Annotated in this window: 19 protein-coding genes and 2 tRNA genes; 10 read left to right on the top strand and 11 right to left on the bottom strand. The window is 56.5% G+C overall.

Annotated elements, in window-relative coordinates; translation table 11 throughout:
* Positions 1-105 precede the first annotated feature (105 nt).
* Positions 106-366 carry a CopG family transcriptional regulator gene (locus AC5LBQ_RS00690; RefSeq protein ID WP_493264323.1) on the bottom strand — a complete coding sequence of 87 codons (261 nt, stop codon included), beginning with the start codon at positions 364-366 and terminating at the stop codon, positions 106-108.
* A gap of 280 nt (positions 367-646) precedes the next feature.
* Here AC5LBQ_RS00690 and AC5LBQ_RS00695 point away from each other — a divergent pair.
* A tRNA-Ile gene (locus AC5LBQ_RS00695) sits at positions 647-723 on the top strand.
* Positions 724-756: 33 nt separating this feature from the next.
* Positions 757-829: transfer RNA gene (locus AC5LBQ_RS00700), tRNA-Ala, on the top strand.
* A 91-nt stretch (positions 830-920) separates the two neighbouring features.
* On the opposite strand, the gene AC5LBQ_RS00705 is transcribed toward AC5LBQ_RS00700, so the two are convergent.
* Entirely contained in the window at positions 921-1,184 is a 264-nt protein-coding gene (locus tag AC5LBQ_RS00705; protein ID WP_295028109.1) for a type II toxin-antitoxin system RelE family toxin, read from the bottom strand.
* A complete protein-coding gene (gene relB, locus AC5LBQ_RS00710; RefSeq protein WP_295028112.1) occupies positions 1,168-1,416 on the bottom strand; it encodes a type II toxin-antitoxin system RelB family antitoxin in 249 nt (82 codons plus the stop codon). The genes AC5LBQ_RS00705 and relB overlap by 17 nt, the downstream gene beginning before the upstream one ends.
* Before the next feature lie 242 nt (positions 1,417-1,658).
* On the opposite strand from relB, the gene AC5LBQ_RS00715 reads away from it, so the two are divergent.
* The 4 genes from AC5LBQ_RS00715 (at position 1,659) to AC5LBQ_RS00730 (ending at position 4,724) form a co-directional block, all read left to right on the top strand.
* Positions 1,659-1,925 (top strand): type II toxin-antitoxin system RelB/DinJ family antitoxin, encoded by a 267-nt coding sequence (locus AC5LBQ_RS00715; protein ID WP_295028114.1) that lies wholly within the window; start codon positions 1,659-1,661, stop codon positions 1,923-1,925.
* Positions 1,926-1,928: 3 nt separating this feature from the next.
* Complete coding sequence (locus AC5LBQ_RS00720) at positions 1,929-2,225, top strand: type II toxin-antitoxin system RelE/ParE family toxin (protein ID WP_493264324.1); 297 nt, start codon at positions 1,929-1,931, stop codon at positions 2,223-2,225.
* A gap of 96 nt (positions 2,226-2,321) precedes the next feature.
* Positions 2,322-3,542, top strand: a complete 1,221-nt coding sequence (gene glf, locus AC5LBQ_RS00725; protein WP_493264325.1) for a UDP-galactopyranose mutase — start codon at positions 2,322-2,324, stop codon at positions 3,540-3,542.
* Positions 3,543-3,719: 177 nt separating this feature from the next.
* The gene (locus tag AC5LBQ_RS00730) at positions 3,720-4,724 is read left to right on the top strand and encodes a DMT family transporter (RefSeq protein ID WP_493264326.1); all 1,005 of its coding nucleotides are present in this window, start codon (positions 3,720-3,722) and stop codon (positions 4,722-4,724) included.
* Here the strand turns inward: AC5LBQ_RS00730 and AC5LBQ_RS00735 are convergent.
* The 8 genes from AC5LBQ_RS00735 to dnaA all read right to left on the bottom strand — a co-directional run bounded on the left by AC5LBQ_RS00735 (position 4,721) and on the right by dnaA (position 16,966).
* Positions 4,721-5,800 (bottom strand): glycosyltransferase family 2 protein, encoded by a 1,080-nt coding sequence (locus AC5LBQ_RS00735; protein WP_295028122.1) that lies wholly within the window; start codon positions 5,798-5,800, stop codon positions 4,721-4,723. The two genes, AC5LBQ_RS00730 and AC5LBQ_RS00735, sit on opposite strands and share 4 nt — an antisense overlap.
* Before the next feature lie 59 nt (positions 5,801-5,859).
* The gene (locus tag AC5LBQ_RS00740; protein WP_493264327.1) at positions 5,860-6,633 is read right to left on the bottom strand and encodes a DUF3566 domain-containing protein; all 774 of its coding nucleotides are present in this window, start codon (positions 6,631-6,633) and stop codon (positions 5,860-5,862) included.
* Positions 6,634-6,777: 144 nt separating this feature from the next.
* On the bottom strand, positions 6,778-9,321 hold the full coding sequence (gene gyrA, locus AC5LBQ_RS00745) for a DNA gyrase subunit A (protein WP_297346012.1): 2,544 nt from the start codon (positions 9,319-9,321) through the stop codon (positions 6,778-6,780).
* A gap of 59 nt (positions 9,322-9,380) precedes the next feature.
* On the bottom strand, positions 9,381-11,405 hold the full coding sequence (gyrB, locus tag AC5LBQ_RS00750; RefSeq protein WP_282922445.1) for a DNA topoisomerase (ATP-hydrolyzing) subunit B: 2,025 nt from the start codon (positions 11,403-11,405) through the stop codon (positions 9,381-9,383).
* Between the two features lie 199 nt (positions 11,406-11,604).
* Positions 11,605-12,273, bottom strand: a complete 669-nt coding sequence (locus tag AC5LBQ_RS00755) for a DciA family protein (protein ID WP_493264328.1) — start codon at positions 12,271-12,273, stop codon at positions 11,605-11,607.
* A 50-nt stretch (positions 12,274-12,323) separates the two neighbouring features.
* Entirely contained in the window at positions 12,324-13,565 is a 1,242-nt protein-coding gene (recF, locus tag AC5LBQ_RS00760; protein WP_493264329.1) for a DNA replication/repair protein RecF, read from the bottom strand.
* Positions 13,566-13,604: 39 nt separating this feature from the next.
* Positions 13,605-14,747, bottom strand: a complete 1,143-nt coding sequence (gene dnaN, locus AC5LBQ_RS00765; RefSeq protein ID WP_295028134.1) for a DNA polymerase III subunit beta — start codon at positions 14,745-14,747, stop codon at positions 13,605-13,607.
* Between the two features lie 764 nt (positions 14,748-15,511).
* On the bottom strand, positions 15,512-16,966 hold the full coding sequence (dnaA, locus tag AC5LBQ_RS00770; RefSeq protein ID WP_374043460.1) for a chromosomal replication initiator protein DnaA: 1,455 nt from the start codon (positions 16,964-16,966) through the stop codon (positions 15,512-15,514).
* Positions 16,967-17,256: 290 nt separating this feature from the next.
* Here dnaA and rpmH point away from each other — a divergent pair, with 290 nt between their 5' ends.
* The 4 genes from rpmH to yidC are packed head-to-tail and all read left to right on the top strand — an operon-like array spanning position 17,257 to position 19,544.
* Positions 17,257-17,394 (top strand): 50S ribosomal protein L34, encoded by a 138-nt coding sequence (gene rpmH / locus AC5LBQ_RS00775; protein WP_004007802.1) that lies wholly within the window; start codon positions 17,257-17,259, stop codon positions 17,392-17,394.
* Positions 17,395-17,404: 10 nt separating this feature from the next.
* Positions 17,405-17,812, top strand: coding sequence for a ribonuclease P protein component (rnpA, locus tag AC5LBQ_RS00780; RefSeq protein ID WP_307742026.1), 408 nt, complete (start codon positions 17,405-17,407; stop codon positions 17,810-17,812).
* A gap of 17 nt (positions 17,813-17,829) precedes the next feature.
* On the top strand, positions 17,830-18,228 hold the full coding sequence (yidD, locus tag AC5LBQ_RS00785; protein ID WP_295027278.1) for a membrane protein insertion efficiency factor YidD: 399 nt from the start codon (positions 17,830-17,832) through the stop codon (positions 18,226-18,228).
* Complete coding sequence (gene yidC, locus AC5LBQ_RS00790) at positions 18,219-19,544, top strand: membrane protein insertase YidC (RefSeq protein ID WP_307742025.1); 1,326 nt, start codon at positions 18,219-18,221, stop codon at positions 19,542-19,544. The genes yidD and yidC overlap by 10 nt, the downstream gene beginning before the upstream one ends.
* The last annotated feature ends 42 nt before the right edge of the window (positions 19,545-19,586 follow it).

Here is a 19,586-nt window from a genome sequence, read left to right on the forward strand (position 1 = left end):
CGCCGACGCGGGCCCTCAGCCGGAAACACCGCGCTTGTGAAAACCTCAACGTACCCCACCACGCTTGTGACATCGTCAGCACATACCGGCACGAGATGGCCCTGGTTACATAGCGTCGATGAGGTCGCGCACCAGACCGCTGGGAGTGGCGTTCATTTTTTTGGCCAAGGCGGTGATTTTGTTTCTCCGGGCTTCGTCCAACCGAATTGTGAAAGGTTGGGCATTTTTTCCGATGGTAACGGGCCTGCCGGGCTTGGAGGGGGCGAGATGCGAACCCGTGTACTCGGGTTCGGTCTCTTGGGCGGTGGCCCATTGCTCGATTTGTTCATCGCTGTAGGTCGTGCCGTTTGCTGCAGTCCAATTCATTTTTCCAGCCCTACCTCTCTCAATGTTTTCCTGGTTGCCATTACGTATGACATATATTGTATTACTAAAGCGTACAAGGCATTTTCACGCTGAGACGTTGCCCGTGACACCACCAATCCAGCCACAGCCAAGCACGCTGTAACCACCCCGCTTGTGAAAGTCCCCACGCAACCCACCGCGCTTGTGACATCGTCAGCACATGCCGATGCGTACCCCCGCCCGCATACCCCGCGAATTTGCGCAAGATAGCGGGTTCGGGTAGTATCTTCTGGTGCCCAAAGGGCCTATAGCTCAGTTGGTTAGAGCGCAGTCCTGATAAGACTGAGGTCGCTGGTTCGAGCCCAGCTAGGCCCACCAACCCCGAATCGTCGGGGTTTTTTCATAACAAACGGGGCTATAGCGCAGCTGGTAGCGCATCTGCTTTGCAAGCAGAGGGTCGGGGGTTCGAGTCCCCCTAGCTCCACCGGACAGACATACCCGCAGTTCATTTTCTTGCTTTGGTGAGACGAACCCCGCGCCGAACTTGGGGCAGAATCCCGCTATGGATATGAGAGTCAGCGGTACACCTCACTTCGGTGATCCACGTCAACAACCAAAATCACTAACTCACAATCGTCTATGTAGCAGATTATCCGGTAATCCCCTACGCGATAGCGCCACAATCCAGCCAGATTACCCACTAACGGTTTGCCTACACTGCGAGGATCATCAAGGTTGGCGATTTCACGAAGTTTGGAAGTAATCCTTTTCGCAATTTGCTGGTCCAGTTTGGCCAGAGAACGCTCTACACCCTTATCGAACCTAATCAGCCAAGCCAAGATGATCCTCTAGCTCGTCAATCGTCACAGTTTCCAGCCGTCCCCCGCGATAGTCCTCAACTTTTTTCAAGAGTCCATACTCGTATTCCAGTTCTGCGATGGATTCTTGCAAAGCCTGGGTGACGTAATACGTCCGGGAACGCCCCGTAGCCTTTGCCAGATTGTTGTAACGCTCAATCAACTCAGCAGGTAACCGCACCGCTGTCGGTACCGTAGAAACCTTAGTAGCCATAAAACCCTCGCCCCCTGCGCTGTAAACATCGTAATACATATAATACAATGCCGCGCAAAAATCATCCAGATTACGCCACGTCTTCGCCCAGACGGACCAGTCGACCAGTCGGCACCTACAGCGTAATCGGAACATGAACGGGTTGAAAACACTCAGTCAGGCTGTAACAAATCAGATATTGACCCGAGGTCTGTAAGACATTATCATAATAATGTAAGACGTTGGTTGCTGGAGGGTGTCAAATGAGTTCAGTTACAATCCGCGTTGATGCTGCAACGAAAGAGGCTGCTGCCTCTATCGCAGAGGATTTCGGCTTTGATTTATCTTCTGTCACCCGCGCTTTTTATCGCCAGATGGTGCGGGAACGGCGCATTCCCCTGAACCTGTCCTACCCAGAGCCCAACGAGGAATCAGAAAAATCGATTCACGAAGCCGAGGAAATCATCGCCCAAGGCGGCACGGGGCGCTTCAAAAACGCCCAAGAAATGTTTGACGACCTGGGAATTTAATATATGTCACCGCTGATTCCTGATTACACCTCTAGCTTTCAACGCGATATTAAATCTCTAAAACGTAAGCATCGAGACACGACTGTGTTGCTTGAAGTCATCAGGCTCATTCTCGAAAATACCCCGGCATCTCATGATGCGCTGCTTCGACGACACAACGCACATACGTTAAAAGGTAGTTGGGCAGGAAGCAACGAATGCCATGTGGCAAATGTTGGTGATTGGCTCTTGGTGTGGCGCACGGGCAACGGCATCGCCGTGTTTCAACGCACAGGCAGCCACGACGACATCTTTCGGTGAATAATTTGTCACTGGTCGGCGGACGTTATCCTAAAAGTACATCCCCGCCACAGCGCGGGAGTTCCTGGCGGCGTGGTTTTTTGATAGGTTCGAGACATGAATAAAACCCCTGGAACGCCGGACCTGTTGGTGGTTGGTACCGGCTTATTTGGCCTCACTCTCGCGCGGGAAGTTGCCGAAGCTGGATATAAGGTTGTCATGATTGACCGTCGGGCACACTTGGGCGGCAATGCCTGGTCCGAACCCGAGGCCCAGACTGGCATCGAAGTTCACAAGTACGGTGCTCACCTGTTCCACACCTCCAACCAGCGAGTGTGGGACTACGTCAACCGCTTTACCAAGTTCACGCCTTACATTCATAAGGTTTACACGACGGTCCACGGCGAGGTTTTTCCCATGCCCGTGAACCTCGGCACCATCAACCAATTCTTCCACGCCGCCTACACTCCCGACCAGGCCCGCGAACTCATCTCCCGGCAAGCCGAGGAAATCCAAGGAGAGGACGCCAACGAAAACTTTCGCACGAAAGGCATCTCCCTGGTCGGAAAGCCCCTGTTCGAAGCCTTTTTCGAGGGCTACACCGCGAAACAGTGGCAGACCGACCCCACCGAACTACCGGCCTCTATCGTCTCCCGCCTCCCAGTTCGCTACAACTACGACAACCGCTATTTCAACGATACTTACGAGGGTTTACCGGTTGACGGATACGGTGCTTGGCTGACGAACATGGCCACCCACGAAAACATCACCGTTCACCTGGACGTGGACTTTTTCGACGAAAGCCCCGATAACCCCTGGTCAAAAACCGCTACGGTCGGGCGTATTCCTGTCGTCTACACCGGGCCGATTGACGAATACTTTGCCTACAGCGCGGGCGAGCTGGGGTGGCGCACCATTGACCTGGAACTGGAAGTGAAACCGACTGGGGACTTCCAAGGCTGCCCGGTCATGAACTACGGCGACCCCTCTGTGCCCTACACGCGCATCCACGAGTTCCGCCACTTCCACCCCGAACGCGCCTCTCGCTACCCCGCGGACCAGACCGTCATCGCACGGGAATATTCCCGCTTTGCCCAGCGCGGCGACGAACCGTACTACCCCATCAATAAGGACACCGACCGCCAACGCCTGGAGAAGTATCGCGACCTGGCCGCCGCCGAACCAAACGTGCTGTTCGGCGGGCGTTTAGGTACGTACAAATACTTGGATATGCACATGGCTATCGGGTCCGCTCTGGCACGCGCCGAAGCGGTAGTGTTGCCGCATTTACGCGGGGAACGCCCCTCCATTTCCTTTGTGGCCGGACAGGACGAGTAACCGGAAGATTCGCTTTACCCGGTGAAAAACCGGATATTTCGCTACCATTAACTCAGGCAAACTTGAGCCACCGGTACTGGCACCCGCCAACCGGGTCGGGAGTCCGGCGTGACATCGGCGCAGCACCCCCGGCAAACCCGCCAACCGTGCAGGTCAGCCTATACCGAGAGGACAGCTTTGGAACACAACATACCCTTAGCCATCGCCCTGCAGGTGGTCGGGTCGTTTTGTTTCGCCCTCGCTGCCCGGTATCAAAACAGCGCAATCCGCCACGAGGTCAAACACAACCAAAGCCGGCGGCGCCTGAAATCCGACCAGCTCCTGGCGAGCCTGAAAAACCGCCGGTGGTGGCAAGGATTATTGCTGATGGGAATATCTTTGGGGTGCCAGATTACCGCCCTGTTCTTTGCCCCGGTCACGGTAGTGCAGCCCGTGGGACTGCTGGCTTTCCCCTGGTCCATGATTTTGCAGGCTCGGGTCGCTCGCCAGCGGATTCGCAAGCGCGAGGGGGCTTTGGTCGCGATGACAGTGCTGGCCACCGGGGTTTTTACCTTCCTGGTGTCCTACTATTCCGCGCCGGATCAGCCCCTCACGGCCATCAAAGTCTTTATCGGCGCCATCACGATTTATATCCTGGCCGGTACTTTCGGGGCGTTGGGCGCAAAAGGGCCGCGCGTGTGGCGCTCTTTTTTTTGGGGCAGCGGTGGGGCTATGTTTTACGGTCTGGAAGCCTCGCTGGTACGTACTCTCATCATTTTTGTGCGCCAGCATAACTGGGCAGACAACCCGATGTTTTGGATAGTGCTGGTGGTTTTGGTCATTGGTTCGCTGACCGCCGGGTGGATGGTGCAACAGGGTTACGCCACCGGACAAGCCGAGCTGGTCGTCGCCTCGATGACCATCACTTCTCCCATCATCGCGGTGTGTTTCGGCATCGCCGTGCTGGGTGAGGGCAAGAACTTCACCGCGGGAGTCACGTTGGGGATTATCGCCTGTGGGTTGGTCGCCATCGCTGGGATTATCGGGCTGACCCACTTGAAAGCCCATCAGCCCATCGTTTTGGAACACACCGCCGGAATCGCTATAGATTCGCCCTCGACTCACGAGGAAAATGCCGACCCGGCGAACCGTTCGGACGACGGGGTCGACGCCCCGGGGCCGGACACGCCCACCGCAAGCTAGTTGAACCGATAGAGGTGCTGGGCCAGACGGTAGGTCTTAACCGCGGCCCACTTCAGCGGCGGTTTTTTCACGCTCGAACCCAGAACCAGCGGGTGACGCTTTAGGTTGCGCGCCATGCGCGGGCTCTTGGCGTAAATGTGTTTCCACATCTCATCGCGCATCCGCATCGCTTCGTGATCGCCACGCACCAGCGAAAACGCCGAAGAAGCCGTGACGATCAGAGCCAGGAAACCTTCCATATACTTTGCCAAGCGCGGGTTGGAAACATCGTCGGGCAGGGTGTAGGCATCGACCATCGCCCGGGTGACCCGCATCTGTTGATCGAGGCGGCCCAGCATGACAGTCTCGTTGACGGACTGGTCATCACGCCCGATAAAGTAGTGATACAGGTCAACCGGTAAATAGTACAGTTTCTTAACATAAGGGAGGGGAACATAGACAAAAATGTTGTCTACATAGAACGTGTGTTTGGGCATGACCATCCCGGATTCCCGCAGCACCTGGGTGCGGTAAACCGTGGAGTGCATCAGGATATTTTGCCCCACCCCGAAGTTTCCGACCTGATTCCAGGTGATAACCCGGTTCAGCGGCAGAGCGCGGTTGTAGCGGATGACTTTGCGCGAACCTGTCAACACGTGCTCGTACACATAATTACAGACAACCAGGTCAACCCGCTCATTATGTGCCAGGAACGTTCTCAGCTTGGACATCAGCAGGTTTAACCCGACCCGGTCCAGCCAGTCATCCGAGTCAACCACCTTAAAGTAGTGGCCGCGAGCCGCCTGCAAACCCGCCATCACCGCACCGCCATGACCGGCATTCTCCTGGTGAATGACCCTGATTTTGTCAGGCATCGCCTGCGCCCACTTGTCGGCTTTCGCCCCGGTATTATCCTTTGAGCCGTCATTAACAATGATGATTTCGGTGTCCTCACCCGCCCCAATCATCGAGGAAATACAGGCGTCCATATAGTCCTCGGAGTTGTAGCACGGAATGACAAAAGTCAGGGTTATCTCGCGTTCCGCCGGGTTCTGAGAAGGGTTTGCGGTTTGCGCGGTGTGATTCGTTTCTGCCATCGGGTTCCTTCACTAGATTTCGTTGTTATTTCGTCAATCCCCGTCAGTCGGGGAGGGGCTCAATCGTCCGTCATTACCACGTGTAGCCCACCCACCATGCGGGCAATCAAGTTGTAAATCACGGCAGCCAGCCAGCTCAGTACAGTCAAAATAATAATCTGGAGTACGCCAAAAATCGCGACCAGAGCAATTGTCCGACTAAACGTCAAAGCGTCAACCAGGTTCACCAATGCCGTGGCGGACAGCGCCTGTAAAAACCCTTGCATGGAGGAAAATACGTGCAGCATGTCCAGCACAATCCACAACACGATAGACGCAACCAGCATGACTATGGACAGCGCGACCGCGACCAGGAATCCAATCTTCATGGCCGAGAGCGGATTGATGCGGGACAAAGTCAGCTTCACGCGGCGCACATCAGGCAAATCGGCGGCTTCTTCGCGTTCCTGCATTCGCTTCGCTGCCTCCATACGCCGAGCCGCCCGGGCCGCTTCCCGCTCGGCTTTCTTGGCAGCCTTGGCGGCCGCGCGATCGTCGGCATAAGTTTTCACTGAGGTGGCTGGGGCTTCAGGCTCCTCAGCCTCATCGGGTTGACTGTCAGTCGAGGGTGGATCCGCCGGCGATTCCTGAGGGGTTTGACCTGTCAAGCCGGCCGTGTCTGCCGGCGGAGGCGGGGGAACCGGTTTTGTCGCCTGACTATCGGCCTGCAAAGCACCTGAATAGGGGTCGGCGTGGCCCAGCTTGGCCCAGGATACGCTGGGATCTTCGCTATCCTCAGCCGTATCGGGATTGGGGGCGGGATTATTCCCGTCAGATGTTCCGTTTATCCGCATGTTCCATCCCCTTCAGATGTTTTCTCGATTTTAGAGCCTAGCCACCGGCGGCTCAATTCATGATTCTCGGTTCTCACTGTGACGATTTAGAGGACTTTTGCAATATATCGCACAAAGTGGGAAATCCCGCATCGCTCATTCTCGCTATTCCTCCAGCTGCGAATCATTGTCCACGTTGAGGGTGATAGCAATTACCCCGTCGCCCTCATCAGCCCGGGAGAAAATGACGCCCTGAGTGTTGCGCCCGGTCCGGCTGACTTCATCGACCCGGGAACGCACGATTTTGCCTCCCGCCATGATGACCAGCACTTCCGAGTCCTCCTCGGTGACCAGCGCGCCGACCAGGTCGCCACGAGCCTCAACCAGGTTCGCGACCTTAATCCCCAGGCCGCCGCGGCCCTGCACCCGGTATTCCGACAGCGCCGTGCGTTTCGCAAATCCGCCCTCGGTCACCACGAACAGGTCCGCGTCCGGGCGCACCACGTCCATGGTCAACAGCTCATCCTTGGTCCTAAACCGCATCCCCGTCACGCCGGACGTGGCCCGACCCATCGGGCGCAGCTGCTCATCGCTGGCGGTAAACCGCAAGGATTGGCCGTGACGAGACACCAAAATCAGGTCGTCGGTCGCGTCCGCCAGGCACGCGGAAACCAGCTGATCCGCCTCCCCGGCATCGTCCTCGCGCAGTTTAATCGCAATCAACCCGCCGGTACGGTTCGTGTCGTAATCGGTCAGTCGAGTCTTTTTCACGAATCCGAGCCGAGTCGCCAACACCAGGTAGGCTTTGTCCTCAAACGAGGAAACCTGCAGGACCTGGGCGATACGTTCCTCGGGCTGGAAAGCCAGCAGGTTCGCCACGTGCTGACCTTTCGAGTCGCGCCCGCCTTCGGGAATCTCGTAGGCTTTCGCGCGATACACCCGACCGAAGTTCGTAAAGAACAGCAGCCAGTCGTGCGAGGAGGTCGTAAAGAAGTGCTCGACCTGGTCCTCTTCGCGCAGCGTCGCGCCTTTAATGCCTTTGCCGCCGCGATGTTGAGACCGGTAAGCGTCGACCCGCGTCCGTTTCGCGTAACCGCCACGAGTTATGGTGACCACCACGTCTTCTTCGGGGATGAGGTCCTCCATCGACATTTCCCCGTCAAAAGGCACGATGGTGGTTTTGCGTTCGTCGCCCCACTTTTCGGTGATTTCGCCGAGTTCCTCGGACACAATGGCGCGCTGGCGTTCGGGGCGGGCCAAAATGTCTTCATAGTCGGCGACTTTCGCCTCTAATTCGGCGTGTTCGTCCAAAATCTTTTGGCGTTCCAAGGCGGCCAACCGGCGTAGCTGCAAAGCCAGAATCGCGTCAGCTTGAACCTCGTCCACCTTGAGGAAATCCATCAACCCGACCCGGGCGTCTTCTGCGGTCGGAGAGCGGCGAATCAACGCGATAACTTCATCGAGCGCATCCAAAGCCGCCAGGTAGCCTTGCAAGATATGCAGCCGTTCCTGGGCTTTTGCTAACCGGAAAGCGGTGCGGCGTTTGATGACATCGACCTGGTGGGCGGTCCAATAGTGGACAAAACCGTCAATAGACAGGGTCCGCGGCACCCCGTCAACCAGCGCCAACATATTGGCGGGGAAGGAATCTTGCAGCTGGGTGCGTTTATACAGGTTATTCAGCACGACTTTCGGAACGGCGTCGCGTTTCAGCACCACCACAATCCGGGTTCCGGCTCGGTCCGATGTTTCGTCACGAATATCCGCAATGCCCTGCAACTGGCCGTCTTTGACCAGTTGCGCAATCTTGACCTGCAGGTTATCGGGGTTGACCTGGTAGGGCAGCTCGGTCGCCACCAGGCAGGTGCGGCCGTTGAGTTCCTCCACGTTGACCACCGCGCGTTGGGTGATGGAACCGCGGCCGGTCCGGTAGGTTTCCTCAATCCCGCGCCGACCCAGAATCGTGGCGCCGGTGGGGAAATCCGGGCCTTTGATGCGTTGCAGGCAGGCCTCGAGCAACTCTTCACGGGTGGCTTCAGGGTTTTGCAGATACCATTGGGCGGCGTCAGCGACTTCCCGCAGGTTGTGGGGCGGAATCCGGGTCGCCATGCCCACCGCGATACCTTCCGACCCGTTAATCAGCAGGTTCGGGATGCGGCTGGGCAGCACGGTTGGCTCTTGGGAGCGACCGTCATAGTTGTCCATGAAATCGACGGTGTCCTCGTCGATGTCACGCACCATTTCCATGGCGAGGGCCGCCATCTTGCATTCCGTGTACCGAGGCGCGGCCGGGCCGAGGTTACCGGGGGAACCAAAGTTGCCTTGACCAGCCACCAAGGGGTAACGCAGTGACCAGGGCTGCACCAACCGGGCTAGTGCGTCATAGACCGAAGAATCCCCGTGTGGGTGGAAGTGACCCAAAACGTCGCCTACCACGCGCATACACTTGGAATACCCGCCGTTCGGGCGGTATCCACCGTCATACATGGTGTAGATGACGCGGCGGTGTACCGGTTTCAGCCCATCGCGCACATCGGGCAGGGCGCGGCCCACTATGACGCTCATGGCGTAGTCCATGTAGGACTTTTTCATCTCTTTTTCCAAATCCACCTGCATGACGCGGGGGGATTCCGCCTCGGTAATCACGGGGGCATCAGGATGAAGGATGTCCTCGACTTCGGAATCGTTGTTGTCTTGGTTATCAGCCATTTCCCTTGTCTTTCAATAGCTTGGTGAGAGTTTCACCGTGGCTTGTGGTTGTCGTTCGCTTAGATATCCAAGAACCGCACGTCTTGGGCGTTGCGTTGGATAAAGGCGCGCCGCGAACTCACGTCCTCGCCCATGAGCAGCGAAAATACTTCGTCAGCGGAAGCGGCCTCGTCCATCGTGACCTGTTTCAACAGTCGCACGCTGGGATCCATCGTGGTTTCCCACAGTTCCTGGGCGCTCATCTCGCCCAAGCCTTTGTAGCGTTGAATCCCGCCTTCCTTGGGCATTCGCGCCCCGGAGTCCAGACCCAAGCTGACCAGCTTGTCCTTTTCCTTGTCGGAATAGACGAACTGGTGAGGTTTGTTGGACCACTTCAGGCGGTAGAGCGGCGGGGTGGCCAGGAACACGTGACCGTTTTCGATGAGCGGACGCATATAGCGGAACAGCAGGGTCAGCAGCAGGGTGGTGATGTGTTGGCCGTCCACGTCCGCGTCCGCCATCAGCACAATCTTGTAGTAGCGCAGTTTCGACAGGTCGAAATCTTCGCCAATCCCGGTGCCAAAAGCGGTGATGAGGGACTGGATTTCTTTGTTGTCCAAAGCACGGTCCAGGCGGGCCTTTTCCACGTTGAGGATTTTGCCGCGCAACGGCAGGATAGCCTGGTGAGCCGGGTCGCGCCCCGCCACCGCCGAACCGCCTGCCGAATCGCCCTCGACCAGGAAAATTTCGCATTCGGAAGCGTCCCGGCTGGAGCAATCCCGCAGCTTACCCGGCATTGAGAAGGAATCCAAAGCGGTCTTGCGCCGGGTCGCGTCCCGGGCTTTCCGCGCCGCGTTACGGGCCTGCTGGGCGGACTGGGCTTTGGAAATAATCGCCTTACATTCCGCCGGATGCGCATCGAACCAGTCCCCCAGCTGGGAATATACGGTTTGCTGTACGAAAGTGCGGGCCTCGGTGTTGCCGAGTTTCGTTTTCGTCTGACCCTCAAACTGAGGATTGCGGATTTTCACAGAAATCACGGCGGTTAAGCCCTCGCGGCAATCGTCGCCGGAGAGATTTTCGTCTTTGTCCTTAATGAAGCCTTTTTCCCGGCCCACCTTGTTCATCAGCGAAGTTAGCGCCGCACGGAACCCTTCCTCGTGAGTGCCGCCTTCGGTGGTGTTGATGGTGTTGGCGTAGGTATAGATGGATTCGGAGTAAGCGCTGGTCCACTGCAGGGCGATTTCCAGCGCCATCGCGTTATCGGTGTCCTCCACGCTGGCCTCAAAGTCGATGATTTCCTCGTGAATGACCTCGGATTTTTTGGTGGTGTTGATGAAATGCACGTAGTCGTGCAGACCGTTTTCGTAACAGTAAGACACCGAGCGGTGCCCGACCTTGGGAGAATCCGCCTCCCCGTCCTGATCTCCGGTCACGAAATCGCCTTCCGCAGTCACGTTGGGGCGTTCATCAGTGAGGGTGATGCGCAGTCCCTTGTTCAGGAAAGCCATCTGTTGGAAACGGGTCCGCAGGGTTTCATAGTCAAACTCGACAGTTTCAAAAATGTCCGGGTCCGGGTAAAACACCTGAACGGTCCCGGTTTCATCGGTGGGTTCGCCGCGGCGCAACGGCTGGATGACTTTGCCCCCGTCACCGAACTCGATATGCCACTGGAAACCGTCACGTTTCACGGTGGTTAAAATCCTCGTGGACAGGGCGTTTACCACCGAAATGCCGACCCCGTGCAAGCCGCCGGACACCGCGTAGGACGAGCCACCGAACTTGCCTCCCGCGTGCAGAATCGTCATGACGACTTCCACCGTGGGGCGGTGTTCACTGGGGTGTTCCGCCACCGGAATACCGCGGCCGTTATCAGCCACCCGCACCCCGCCGTCAGCTTGTAAAGTCACCTCAATATGGTCACAGTACCCAGCCAAAGACTCATCGACCGAGTTGTCTACCACCTCATAAACCAAGTGGTGTAAGCCCCGCTCCCCGGTGGATCCGATGTACATACCGGGCCGGACTCGCACTGCTTCCAGGCCTTCGAGGACCTTAATGTCAGAAGCGTCGTAGTGCTCCTCGGGCGTTTCAAAATCGCTCACGTTTGTGTCTCCTTTTTTCGGCTTTTTCGCCAATATAATCCTATCGAATTTTTTGGCGATTGCCCTTTAGAGACGCGTAAAGAGGGATTTAACAGGTTTTATGTAAAATTATGGCAAACCGGGTTTGGGGGGTCTGCGGGCCGTAAATCCCGGCTTTAGAGTTCTGGCAAGTTTTGTCATCAGGCCGGTTGGCCCGGTTTTAACCGTAGGTGTCGCGCGGTCCGCGCCCCGGAACGCTGCGCGGTCCGTGATTCCAGGACGGCACTTGGGGGCCGCGGATAATGATTTGGTTCACCACTCCGGCCCCGAGTCGCCGGGTCAGTTGTTTGAGCAGTTCGGGAAGCAAAAACTTCAGCTGGGTAGCCCAAGCGGTAGAGTCGGTACGGACGATGAGTTTGCCCCCCTCGAAACTCTCTACTGTGGAATGGGCCGCTACCTGAGCACCGACGTATTCTTCCCAATGTTTTTTTACGTCCGCGATTTCCAGCGGAGTCTGCCACCCCAGACGCCTAGCCAAATGTCCCAGGAGGAACCCGGCCTGTTGAGGGTCGTTACGGGAGGGACGTGACAGGTCGGTAAAACTGGCGGTGGCCGGTCCCGGGGCGGACAGTTGCTCGATGCGCTCCGGAGTCGAATCGAGGCTTTTGGCCAGGTCAGAGTAATATTTTTTCGCGATTTCGCGGTCCAGCCATTCCCGTTCGCTCAAACTGTCCGCGTCTGGCTCGGTGGTGGAAAACCCGCGCACTTTCCCGGTGAGAGGGTAAAAGCCCTGGCTGAACATGAGTTCCCGGTAGCGTTTTACGGAGCGGCGCGGCAGGGGGGAATGCATGGTGGGATACAACCCGGAATAGTCGATGCCTTTAGCCACGACTGACCCCCTCTCCTGCTGACGGTGACTGTCCCGCCATTATTCTGACATTATTGCAAAAAATCCGGTGCCGCTCCCTGACCGAGGGTCTCTACGCTGCTTTCACGGGTTTCTGGGTCCAAAGTGACGCGGTAGAACGCGGCGTGCAGGGCGTCGGGGATTTCGGTTCCGGTGGCGGAAGTAATAAACACCTGGTCGGCCTGGTCAATAGCCCACAGCAGGGCGGCGCGGCGCTGTTCATCGAGTTCGGCAAACACATCATCTAACAGCAACACCGGGGCATCGGCAAAATTCTCGCGCAGCAAGGAAAACTCCGCCAGACGCAGACTCAAAGCATAGGACCAGGACTCGCCGTGCGAGGCAAACCCTTTGACCGGCAAGCCGTGCAAGTGCAGCTCCAGTTCGTCACGATGCGGACCGACCAGGTTGACTCCACGCCGAGCCTCATCGGCGCGGCGCTGGACCAGGGCTTGGCGAAACGCGGCCGTCAATGAATCCGGGTCTGACCACAGGTTTTGTTGCTCATCTGGGGGCAGGTCAAGGGTTTTCGTGACACTATCCGCATATGTTAGGCCCACCGGGGCGCTATGTCCGGCAATCCGGGCGTACACCTGGGGCAGATACTCGCCCAACTGGTTTACCACCCGCGCCCGTTCGCTCATGATTTCCACCGCCGCCGGCACCAGGGCATCGTCCCAGATAGACAGCTGGATTTCATCTATCGGCGCCCGACGTTTCGCTAAGTCTTTTAAGTAAGCTCCGCGTTGACGGGCGACTTTCGTGTATTCGCTCAATGCCCCGGCCAAGGTCGGACGCAGCTGGATAGCGATGCGGTCCAAGAAAGTGCGGCGCGTAGCGGGATCGCCTTGGACCAGTTGCAAATCTTCGGGAGCAAACAGCACGGTAGACAGGTGTCCCAGCAGGGCGCGCGGGCGCACATTGTGCCGGTTTATCATGGCGCGATTGGCCCGGCCAGCCAACAGTTCCATCTCTAACAGTTCCCCGTTAGCCTCCGGGTCCGCAATGTCGCTACCAGGATGGATCCGGGCCCGGATTACTCCCGCGCGCGGCAACGCGGGTGAGCTGGCCGTGTCCCCGGCTTCGCGAAAAATCAAACCCGCATCCGTGCCAATCCGGTGCGAAGCCAGCACGGCCAGGTAGTTTATGGCCTCTATCAGGTTCGTTTTGCCCTGCCCATTGGCGCCGACAAACACGTTGGTTCCCGCCGGAAAGTGCACAATTACCTGACGGTAGGAACGAAACCAGTCCAGAGCCAGGTCGGAAACAAACACGCGACCCCCAGAAACCTCACTTGACCGTATCGAAAACTTTTAAATGCTGGTGCGGATGGGCATAATCAGGTAGCGGAACGTCAGGTTATCCTCGCCCGTTTCTTCCTTTTGACCGGTAATGACCACGGGTTTTGCCTCATCCTTGAACGACAAGCGCGCATAGGGCTCATCGATGGCGCCCAGGCCTTCCAGCAGCATTCGCGAGTTGAAAGACACCGCGATGTCCGGGCCGTTCAGCAGGGCGGGAATCGTGTCGCTAGCACTGTTCTCTCCGCCGTTGCCCGCCAGGAACTCTAGCTGACCGGAGGTAAAGCGCAGGGAAATCTGTTGATTAGAAAGGTTCGAGGACACGATAGCCACGCGCTTGGCCGTTTCAATGAACTGATCGACCTGGACCACGGCCGTAACATTAATCGGTTCAGGGAACAGACGGCGCACGTCAGGATAGTTTCCATCGTTAATCTGGGATGTAAACACCCGACCGTTCGCGGCCAAACCAATGAGGGAAGCGGGACTGTTGGCTGAACCCACCGCGATTTCGACATCGCCTGCGGTAGCAATGTTCTTTGCCGCATCGCTCAAGTTCTTGGCTTTCACCACCAGGTCTTGATTACCGCCCTGACCACCGGCCCACGGCATTTCCTTTAACGCCATCCGGTAACGGTCTGTCGCCAAGAGATAGAGCTTGTCCGGGCGCACCTCCAAGGAAATGCCCGTCAACAGCGGCAACGTTTCATCACGAGAGGCGGCCACCGCGACTTGTGAAATGGAATGAGCAAAAGCAGCGGCATCGACCTTCCCAACACTTTCGGGCAACTGCGGCAGTGGCGGGTATTCCTCAGAATGCATCATGATGAGGTTTTGTTTGAAAGAACCGCAGGTGATGTGCAGGTAGTTGTCCTCTGTAGCGAAGGTCACCAGGTCAGTTCGAGTCGGCAAGGCTCGTGCCGTTTCGCTGAGCAGTTTGCCGTCCACTACCGCCACACCGGGCTCAGTGACATCTTCGGCTGCGACCGTCACGCGGGAAGAAACTTCGTAATCATAGGAGGAAAACTCGACCCCGTCCTCTCGTGCTTCGATGCGTACTCCGGAGAGCACCGCCACCGCCGGACGAGGTGAAATGGACCGGGAACTCCATGCCACAGCTTCTGCCAAAGTATCGCGTCTCAACACGAGTTCCATGAAATTCCTCCCGAATGCTAAATGTTGTTATACAAACTCTAACCCAAAACCGCATAGTTGAGTACTCCCGTAGTTTGCCGAATTTTCAACCACGGGCGCGAGGTTCATGAGCCCCGACGATTCTTTGATGAAGGCAGAGAGGCGCAAAATAATTTAAAAATAATTATCTTCATAACCGGTGTGAATTCTGTGTAAAACCCGATTTTGCTAGGTGGGAGTTCGGAATCACAAATCTGTAGTTCAGTTGATAACTTTCGGGACAAACTTGGGGGGCCTGTGGATGAAATGCTGTCCACAATTTCTTCCACAGGCAATCCCCGAAAAATCCTGCTCTCTTCCCCAGCTTTGTCCACATTTGCGAGTTTGGCCTGGATTTTAGGTGCGGAAGAGGTATGAAGTGGGGTTTTGCGGTTTTTGGGTCAGGGTCGCGGGGGAGGACCCTAGCGACATCGAGGGAGCACCCTCCCCCATCGCGTCTCCGCTTCGCTCTCGCCGCGATAGGGCCCCCTCCCCAGCGTCGTACGGGTTCCTCCCCTCGCTCCCCTCCCGGTTCCCGGCGTTTGTTTAGTGAAAGTGACACAAGGCTCGACAGATTCCCCGCGACCTTAAACCGGTACACCGTAACTACACTCCATATTTCTTCGAGACGTCCCCAAGCACCTCGTGAACTCGAGAGATACTGTCCGCACCGCCCTTGTGAACAAAAAAAATGCGGCCGGGGTGAGAGAAACGTGAGGCGAGAAACTGTTGGAAAGGCAGTGGAACTAGGATTCGCGGGTGGCGCGGCGCACCGCGTCGGAAATGTCGGAAACAGACTTGAACGTTTGGGTGTCTTCCTTCATGGAGGCTGCGACCTTTTTATTGGCGTGCATGACGGTCGTGTGATCGCGACCCCCGAAAGCAGCTCCGACCTGGGGAAGTGACAAATCGGTCAGTTCACGGCACAGGTACATAGCGATTTGGCGCGGCCCCACCACGGTGCGCGACCGATTCGCGGAAAGCAAGTCCTCGGACTTCAACGCAAAATATTGGGCGGTGCAGTTAATAATCATCTCGGGAGTGATTTCTTTGGCGCCCTTGCCGGTCATCAAGTCGCGAATCGCCAGTTTCGCGGTTTCTATGGTGGCAGGCACGTGGTTTAGCGACCAATACGCCGTAACCCGAATCAACGCACCTTCCAAAGCGCGAATGTCGGAATCGACGTTCGACGCGATGAACTCCGCCACATCGTCGGGCATCTGCAGGTTTCCGGCTTGGGCTTTTCGACGCAAAATCGCGATGCGCGTCTCTAGGCTGGGGGGCTGAATATCCGCCATCAAACCCCACTCCAAGCGGGAACGGACCCGTTCTTCAAACCCTTTCAGCTCCTTGGGAGCCACGTCAGACGTGATGACGACCTGTTTTTGTGCGGTGTGCAGCGTATTAAAAGTGTGGAAGAACTCCTCGAGGGTTTGTTCTTTACCGGCTAGGAACTGAATGTCGTCGATGAGCAGGAAGTCGACTTCCCGGTAGCGAGCCTGGAAATCGGCGAAAGTCTGGGAGGCGATGGCGTTGATGAACTCGTTGGTGAACTCCTCGGAGGAAATGTATTTCACCTTCGATTCGGGGTACAGCTCCAGGGCGTAGTTACCGATGGCGTGCAACAGGTGGGTTTTGCCCAATCCGGGACCGCCATAGATAAACAGGGGATTGTAGGCTTTTGCAGGTGAAGCTACGACCGATTCCGCGGCCGCGGCGGTAAACGAGTTCGAAGAGCCGATTACGAAAGAGTCAAAAGTGTAGGTTGGGTTTAGTCCCGTGTTCGAGTCGATGTGCAGGACTTGGTGACTTTCCCCAGGTTCCCACACGGGTGCGGCGGGGGCGCTCGGCTGGACGGGCAGGGGTTGGACGGGTTCATAAGTTTGAGGTGCGGGCGCCACGTTGCCCAGGTTTTCGTCCACCGTCACAATCAGGTTGTTAATAGGGCGATTCAAGACCTCACCAAAAGTTGTTTTAAACAACTCGTAGTACTTTGACTCAATCATGGTCTTGACATCGTTGCTAGATACCGCCAAAACTGCCGCATCCCCGGATTCTCCCAAACCTTTGGATTGGCGAATGAGCGCTAAATCAAAGTCCCCGATTTTGCCTGAAGCACTGAGATTTTGTAGTGCTTGGGCCCAAAAATCGGTTGGTCCAAGGTCAGCGTTAACTCCGCTTTCCCAGGCCGCATTGTCCACGGTAAGTATCTCCTCGGCAGTTGCTTTTATCCAGATAAAACTGAATAAATCTTGCCACTTTTTGGTGGAATCCACAAAGTTATCCACAACCTGTGGACAAAGTTACAACAGTGTAACTCCGTAATGAAGTGCAGTTACATCTATGTTTTCCAATTTTTTCCGGGCCAATCCGCTTAGTCGGACTTTTTCGCTAATTTGCAACGAACCTGTTACCTGGGCTAAATTGGAACTTCGTCTTATGACTTAACTGCGGCTCGGGATTACCCGGGATTATTTTTCAGGAGAAAAAAGTGACTAAGCGGACTTATCAGCCCCATAATCGTCGCCGCGCCCACAAGCACGGCTTCCGTAATCGTATGGCCACCCGTGGGGGACGGGCGGTTATCAGCGCTCGTCGTCGTCGCGGCCGGAAGCGTCTGGCGGTCTAAGCCCAAGCTGATGCTGGCCAAAGCAAACCGGCTGACTCGCGCCCAGGACTTTCGCCTAGCGATGCGCGAGGGGTGCCACGCTCACGGCCCTAACCTGGTGTTCCATCAATATGTCGGAACGGGAGATGAACCGGCTCGCATCGGTTTCGTTGTGGCCAAGCGGTTTGTAAAGCACGCTACCGGACGTAATCTCATTAAGCGTCGTTTGCGTCAACTGGTGCGCGATCGCCTGGTGGAGTTTCCGGCGGGTTCTCTAAATGTGTTTTATGCCAAAGCCGGCATCGCTGAGGCGGATTATTCGCAGCTGGACAAGCAAGTCGGGACGGTGTTGCAAAAGATGGCCCGCAAACGCCACCAGGTTACGCACGTTTCGCCGCAGCCCGGTTCGTCAAGTTTCCCGCGCGGTAATGGCCGGTAAAAGTTAGGATAGATGCGGTGTTAACAGGCAAGACATTGTTGCGGTGGGGTTGGAATCTGCCAGCAAACTTGGCACGCTTGCTGATTCACATCTATCAACACACTTTGTCAAAAGCGTTCGGACCGGTTTGTAAGTACTATCCCAGCTGTTCGCACTATGCGGACCTGGCACTGCAAGTACACGGACTGTGGAAAGGCTCAGCGTTGACCCTGTGGCGCTTGCTACGGTGCAACCCCTACTCTGACGGTGGCGTGGACTACCCTCCGGTCAAAGGTTCCTGGACGAATCCCTGGACTGAACCTGGCAGTGTCAGCGCCCAAACTTATGACCTACTGCCCGGTCAAAACTCACTGTGGAGCGCCGGGGTGAGAGGGGAAACTATGGAAATGAAAGAAGGAATGGTGTCATGCTGCTGAGCCTGGTCCCGGCTGCTGGGGAAGCCAAATTGTCCCTCTATGATCAGATTTTGTACCCCTTTATGTGGGTTGTGGGTTGGATTTTGCGCGGTGTCCACGAGTTGCTGGAACTGTTCGGGGTCAAGCCCGGTGCCGGCATTGGCTGGGTACTGGCCATCATCGGGATGACTATCGTGGTGCGCCTCATTATCGTGCCACTGTTCATCAAACAGATTAAAGCCTCGCGCGCCATGAGCCTGGCGCAGCCCGAATTGACCGCCATCACCAAGAAATATAAGGGCAAACGCGACCAGCAGTCCATGATGCGTCAGCAGGAGGAAATGAAAGCCGTGCAAAAGAAGTACGGCGCATCCATGTCGGCCTCGTGCCTGCCCCTTTTGGTCCAGATGCCGGTACTGTTCGCACTGTATCGCTTGCTTTACTACATGTCGGCGATTGCGCAAGGGACCATGCCTGAACACGATTCCATCGGGGGGATGGGTCAGGAGCAAGCCAAAGCGCTGTGGGATTCCACGTTCTTTGGCGAATCGTTGGGTCAGACTATGTTCGGTCCGACATCTACCGTGCAGACCAAGGTTGTTATCGGCATTATGGTGGCTTACCTGGTCGTGACCATGTTTGTGCAGACGGCGTTCCTGTCGATGAAGAATATGAGTGACGAACAGCTCCACTCGGATAACCCGATGGTGAAGTCCACGAAGTCCATGATGTACTTCATGCCTCTGGTGTACCTGTTCACTGGCCCGGTCGTGCAGGTGGGATTGCTCATTTACTGGGTGACCTCCAACACGTGGAGTTTGGTGCAGCAGTACTTCATGATTCGGGCCTACCCAACTCGCGGTTCGGCAGCCGCTCGGTGGCGCGCAGACGCTCATGAACAGAAGTTCGACAAATACCGTGCCGAGCAGGAAAAACAACTCGATGCCGAATTGAAAAAGATTGAGTTGAACGAGGTGGGACTCAATCAGAAGGGCGTTCAGGTTGCGATGCGGGAAGCCCGGTTGGCCCATATTCGTAAGTTAGAGAAGCGTCGGATGGAACTGGGGTTGGACGAAATGAACTTCGGTTCGGTTGATGCTCAAGGTAAAGGTGGCCGGCAGCAGCGGATGCAGCCGGGTCAGAAGGGTTGGGAGGAATACCGGGCCCAGTTTGATCAAGACAAGGCAGAGGCCGAAGCCGAGGCGGAACCTGATCCGGACGAAGTCGGCAAAGATGGCCTGACTGCCAGCCAACGAGCCACCAAACAAGCTGAAAGACGTGCAGCCGAACGTAAAGCGAAGCAAAAGAAGTCAAAAAAGAAGCAAGGGAACAGGTAGACACGATATTTTCAGGGCAGCACGACGCACGGCGTCGCCTGG

Source organism: Mobiluncus sp., assembly GCF_985070215.1.